Origin of the sequence: Butyricicoccus sp. (assembly GCF_050872565.1) — a bacterium.
Classification (GTDB): Bacteria; Bacillota; Clostridia; order Oscillospirales; family Butyricicoccaceae; genus Butyricicoccus_A.
On sequence record NZ_JBNMHC010000146.1, the window covers coordinates 1 to 5,333 of the forward strand.

Annotated in this window: 6 protein-coding genes; all 6 read right to left on the reverse strand. The window is 54.5% G+C overall.

Going from position 1 to position 5,333, the window contains the following annotated elements; translation table 11 throughout:
• Positions 1-75: 75 nt before the first annotated feature.
• Positions 76-777: a YARHG domain-containing protein gene (locus ACR0P9_RS07160; protein ID WP_432618704.1), complete on the reverse strand. Its 702-nt coding sequence runs from the start codon at positions 775-777 to the stop codon at positions 76-78.
• 142 nt (positions 778-919) lie between these two features.
• Positions 920-1,318, reverse strand: coding sequence for an ATP synthase F1 subunit epsilon (gene atpC / locus ACR0P9_RS07165; RefSeq protein WP_432618706.1), 399 nt, complete (start codon positions 1,316-1,318; stop codon positions 920-922).
• 3 nt (positions 1,319-1,321) lie between these two features.
• Positions 1,322-2,719, reverse strand: a complete 1,398-nt coding sequence (gene atpD, locus ACR0P9_RS07170; protein ID WP_432618708.1) for a F0F1 ATP synthase subunit beta — start codon at positions 2,717-2,719, stop codon at positions 1,322-1,324.
• Positions 2,720-2,765: 46 nt separating this feature from the next.
• Positions 2,766-3,629: an ATP synthase F1 subunit gamma gene (gene atpG / locus ACR0P9_RS07175; protein ID WP_432618710.1), complete on the reverse strand. Its 864-nt coding sequence runs from the start codon at positions 3,627-3,629 to the stop codon at positions 2,766-2,768.
• Between the two features lie 12 nt (positions 3,630-3,641).
• Positions 3,642-5,153 (reverse strand): F0F1 ATP synthase subunit alpha, encoded by a 1,512-nt coding sequence (atpA, locus tag ACR0P9_RS07180; protein WP_432618712.1) that lies wholly within the window; start codon positions 5,151-5,153, stop codon positions 3,642-3,644.
• A gap of 21 nt (positions 5,154-5,174) precedes the next feature.
• Positions 5,175-5,333 (reverse strand): F0F1 ATP synthase subunit delta, encoded by a 159-nt coding sequence (locus ACR0P9_RS07185; RefSeq protein WP_432618714.1) that lies wholly within the window; start codon positions 5,331-5,333, stop codon positions 5,175-5,177.

Consider the following 5,333-nt stretch of genomic DNA (forward strand, 5'->3'; position numbering starts at 1 on the left):
CGACATGATCGCTCTGCGGATTGCCGCAGCCGCTCAGCAGCAGGGCTGCCGCCAGTGTGCCCACCATGAGCTGTCTTATCGCCATCCCTTGTTCTCCTCATAGGAAACCAATGTAGCAATATTCGCGCGTTCTATATCGGAAAGTCGAGAGTCAATGTTGTTCGCTGTGCACGTGCTGTCCCGATGATACCAAGTCTTACTGGAAAAATAATTCTGCCAGCGCGTGCTGTGAAATGCATATCCATGCCGCGCATAAATCTCATTGCGAATGGCCGCCACGGTATCCTGATTGAGACCGCTCAGATCGCTGGTAGAAATATATTCGCTGTCCGACGGCCACAGATAGCCGTTGCTGCCCACCTGATTATAGTAATCATTGGCATGTTCTGTACCGGAGCCATAATAATAGTAATTATTGGTGACTTGAGAATCCGATGCAGATTCCTCTTGTTTCGTTTTATCTTCTGCGTCGCTGGTTTCCGAATTTGTGCTGTGTTTCGGCTGTTCTTCCTGTTGGGTCTGGCTCTGCTTGGATGTTTCCAGCTGTGCCTGTTGATTTCCTGTGGTCACAATCGTCAGGCAGATGATGCAGACGATGAGAACCGCCGCCACCGCAAGAATCGCGCCAAGAAGAAGGGAATGGCTGCGGTGTGCCCGACGAATCGGAATGCCTTCCTGCATCTGCGCCTGTGCTGCCTGCCGAGACACACGACTTCCGCATTGTGGGCAGAAATCCGCATCTTCGGGGATATATGCGCCGCACCGGTTGCAATACATATGCGCTTCCTCCTATATTTTTATTCCATACAATTGTATCTATTATATCATGCCGCACGGTTTCTGTCACGCGTTTCCTATTTTGAGCACAAAAACCGGCTGATACCGCATACAAACGATACCAGCCGGTTGTTTTGTGACATTATTTTCCCACATTGATACGTGTCAGAGCACGCTTGAGTCTTGCCTGCGCTAACTCTTGATCGCGGGCATCCGCGTGCTGCTGAAGCAGCTGCTCGGCACGCTGGCGCGCGCGCTCAGCGCGGCTGACGTCAATGTCCTCCGCCCACTCAAACGTGGTCGCTGCGAGATTGACTTCATTGTCCCGCACAGACAGCATCCCGCCGATGCAGGCTGCCCGGCGCGTCTCGCCGTCTGCCCCGGTCACGCGGCATTCACCCATGCCGAGTGCGGTCAGATACGGGATATGATTCGCCAAGATGCTGACATCGCCGTCAATCGTCCGGACGAGCACGCGCTGTGCTTCGCCGTTAAAGAACTCGCCGTCTGCCGTCACAATGCGAAGATGGAATACACTCATGCGTTATTCCCCCTTCTTTGCCTTCTCCACTGCCTCATCAATGGTTCCGACAAACAAGAATGCCGACTCCGGCAGATCATCATGCTTGCCTTCCAGAATTTCACGGAAGCCGCGGATGGTCTCCTTGAGCGGAACATACTTGCCCTTGATGCCGGTAAACTGCTCGCCGACCGTAAACGGCTGCGACAGGAAGCGCTGAATCTTACGCGCACGGGCTACGGTGAGCTTATCTTCCTCAGACAGTTCGTCCATACCCATGATGGCAATAATATCCTGCAGCTCTTTATAGCGCTGCAAGACGCGCTGTACCTGACGGGCAACATCATAATGCTCCTGACCGAGAATTTCCGGTGTCAGAATACGGCTAGTCGATTCCAGCGGATCAACTGCCGGATAAATACCCTGCGAAGCGATGCCGCGGTCGAGTACCGTCGTTGCGTCCAGATGCGTAAACGTCGTTGCCGGAGCCGGGTCTGTCAAGTCATCCGCCGGCACATAAACCGCCTGTACGGATGTGATAGAACCACGCTTGGTGGATGTAATACGCTCCTGCAGCGCACCCATTTCGGTTGCCAGCGTCGGCTGATAGCCTACTGCGGACGGCATACGGCCGAGCAGAGCAGATACCTCCGAGCCTGCCTGCGTGAAACGGAAAATGTTGTCGATAAACAGCAGCACATCCTGATTCTCGCGGTCACGGAAATATTCTGCCATCGTCAGACCGGACAGAGCGACACGCATACGTGCTCCTGGCGGCTCGTTCATCTGACCGTACACGAGTGCGGTCTTGTTCAGAACGCCGGACTCTGCCATTTCGCCGTACAGGTCATTGCCCTCACGGGTGCGCTCGCCGACACCGGAGAATACCGAGATGCCGCCGTGCTCCTTGGCAACGTTGTTAATCAGCTCCTGAATCAGGACGGTCTTGCCTACACCTGCACCGCCGAACAGACCAATCTTACCGCCCTTTGCGTATGGGCAAATCAGGTCAACGACTTTGATGCCGGTTTCCAGAATATTTACCGCACCTTCCTGCTCCTCAAACGTCGGAGCCGGACGATGGATTTCCCACTTTTCTTCGGTCTCTACCGGTTTGCCGTTGTCAATCGGCTGACCGAGCAGGTTGAACATACGTCCCAGTGTCTCTTCGCCGACCGGCACGCGGATGGATCCGCCGGTATCCACTGCCTTTGCGCCGCGAACCAGACCGTCTGTCGAGCTCATGGCGATGCAGCGGGCTGTGTTGTCGCCGATATGCTGTGCCACCTCAGCGATAATGGTCTCGCCGTGGTTATCTACTTCCAGTGCATTGAGAAGGTTAGGAAGCTGTCCGTCTGCAAATTTCACATCAAGTACCGGGCCGATAACCTGCGACACGGTACCCACGTTTTGCTCGTTCATGCACATTTCTCCTTCTTAGTTTCTTTGCTCGCGCGGCGGAAGGGCATTATTCGCCCTCCGCGCCCGCTACAATCTCCGTAATCTCCTGCGTAATCGCGCCCTGACGAGCACGGTTGTACTTCAGGCTCAGATCTTCTATCATATCGTCCGCATTCTTGCTTGCAGAATCCATGGCCGTGCGGCGTGCCGCCTGCTCCGATGCATAGGACTGGCACAGCGCGCCATAAAAGATACCGGCGATGTACTCCGGCACAATCGCATTGAACACGGTCTCCGGACTCGGCTCATACAGGGTCATCGCGCCGCTTGCATTTTTCGCCTCGCTCTTTTCATACGGTACCGGCAGTACCTGCATGACTGTCGCGTGCTGGGTCAGCATGGAAACGAAATTGGTATACACGATATAAATCGCATCAAAAGAGCCCTTGACAAATTCCTTGGCGAGCATATGCGCCGCGGTATGGCAGTTGCCGATGCTGGCATCCTCTGCCACGGTATATGCCTCGGTCAGAATTTCCATATTCCGTCTCTTGCAGTATTCCATTGCCTTTTTGCCGACCGGAACCGTGCACACCTCTGCACCGTTCTGCTGCGCGATATGACTCTCGACCAGCTTCATCACATTGCTGTTGTAGCCGCCCGCGAGTCCTCTGTCACCGGCAATGATGACATAGCAGACTTTTTTGATCTCTTCCCGCGGCTCCACGAACGGAGACTTGAAATCTCGTTTTCCATAGGCAATTCCCGTCATGGTTTCATACAGGATGTTGAAAAACGGCTCCGTGCGTTCAATGCGCTCGCGCGCGCGGCGCACCTTGGACGAAGCTACCAGCTCCATCGCTTTAGTGATCTGCCGCGTGCTCTGCACGCTCTTGATGCGGTTTTTGATCTCCTTCATAGAGGCTCCCATGTTTCAGCCTCCTTATCTTGTCTTGAGAAAAGCAGTCTTGACCGTTGTGATTGCATCTTTCAGCTTTTCTGTGGTCTCATCGCCCATCGTGCCCTTCTCGCGGATCTCTGCCAGCACATCCGGATTGGCATCCAAGTGTGCATACAGCTCGCGCTCGAAGTCCAGAATATCCTCGACCTTGACATCTTCGAGCATATTATTGGTGACGGCATAAATGATAGCAACCTGATTTTCTACCGCAATCGGTGCGGTGCGGTTCTGCTTGAGCACCTCTACGATGCGTTCGCCCTGCGCCAGACGGCGCTTGGTGTCCTCATCGAGGTCAGAACCGAACTGTGCGAACGATTGCAGCTCGCGGTACTGCGAGTATGCCAGCTTCAGTGTACCGGATACCTTCTTCATCGCCTTGATCTGCGCGTTGCCGCCGACTCGGCTGACGGAAATACCCGGGTTTACTGCCGGCATGATACCGGAATGGAACAGCTCTGTCTCCAAGAAAATCTGACCGTCTGTAATCGAAATAACATTGGTCGGAATATACGCGGAGACATCGCCCGCCTGTGTCTCGATAATCGGCAGAGCAGTCAGCGAACCGCCGCCGTTGTCATCGTTCAGACGCGCTGCGCGCTCCAGCAGTCTGGAGTGCAGATAAAAGACATCGCCCGGATATGCTTCACGTCCTGGCGGTCTGCGAATCAAAAGAGAAAGCGCACGGTAGGCTACGGCGTGCTTGGACAGGTCATCATATACCACAAGGACATCCTTGCCCTTATTCATGAAGTACTCGCCCATCGCGCAGCCGGAGTACGGTGCGATATACTGAAGCGGTGCCAGCTCCGACGCGGTCGATGCCACGACAATCGTGTAATCCATCGCGCCCGCCTTGGTCAGATCCTCAACCAGCGTCGCTACCGTCGAATTCTTCTGACCGATGGCAACATAGATGCAAATGACATCTTTTCCGCGCTGGTTGATAATCGTATCTACTGCCAGCGTAGTCTTACCGGTCTGGCGGTCACCGATAATCAGCTCTCGCTGACCTCTGCCAATCGGAATCATGGAGTCAATCGCCTTGATACCGGTCTGCAGCGGTACATTTACCGGCTGACGCTCGATAATGCCCGGTGCCGGAGACTCAATCGGACGGGTCTCTGTCGCTTCAATCGGGCCTTTGCCGTCTACCGGCTGACCCAATGCGTTTACGACGCGGCCGAGAAGCGCCTCGCCGACCGGTACGGATACAACCTTGCCGGTGCGCTTGACGGTATCTCCCTCACGAACACCCTTGTCAGAACCCAGCATAACGATGGAGACCGAGTTCTCTTCGAGGTTCATTGCCATGCCGTATTCGCCGTTGGCAAACGATACCAGCTCGTTTGCCATAACATTTTCCAGACCGTCTGCGCGCGCGATGCCGTCACCGATCAAGATAATGGTGCCGGTCTCGCTCTGCTCGATCTTTGTATCATAATTTTTTATCTGTGCTTTAATTACACTGCTGATTTCTTCTGGACGTAACTGCATAGTCTCACCAACTCTCCCAACTTATGCGATAGAGTGCAGCAGCTTGCTGCGGATCGCATCCAGTTTATTCTTTACGGTGCCGTCCATCTGGAGTCCTTCCATTTGCAGGCGCACGCCGCCCAAGACAGACGGATCGACGCGCTGTTCCAGATGAATTTTCTTGCCGGTCAGACTGCGCAG

Coding starts and splice junctions, on each gene's coding strand:
- ACR0P9_RS07160 (WP_432618704.1), bottom strand. CDS start 777: ATGTATTGCAACCGGTGCGGCGCATATATCCCCGAAGATGCGGATTTC.
- atpC (WP_432618706.1), bottom strand. CDS start 1,318: ATGAGTGTATTCCATCTTCGCATTGTGACGGCAGACGGCGAGTTCTTT.
- atpD (WP_432618708.1), bottom strand. CDS start 2,719: ATGAACGAGCAAAACGTGGGTACCGTGTCGCAGGTTATCGGCCCGGTA.
- atpG (WP_432618710.1), bottom strand. CDS start 3,629: ATGGGAGCCTCTATGAAGGAGATCAAAAACCGCATCAAGAGCGTGCAG.
- atpA (WP_432618712.1), bottom strand. CDS start 5,153: ATGCAGTTACGTCCAGAAGAAATCAGCAGTGTAATTAAAGCACAGATA.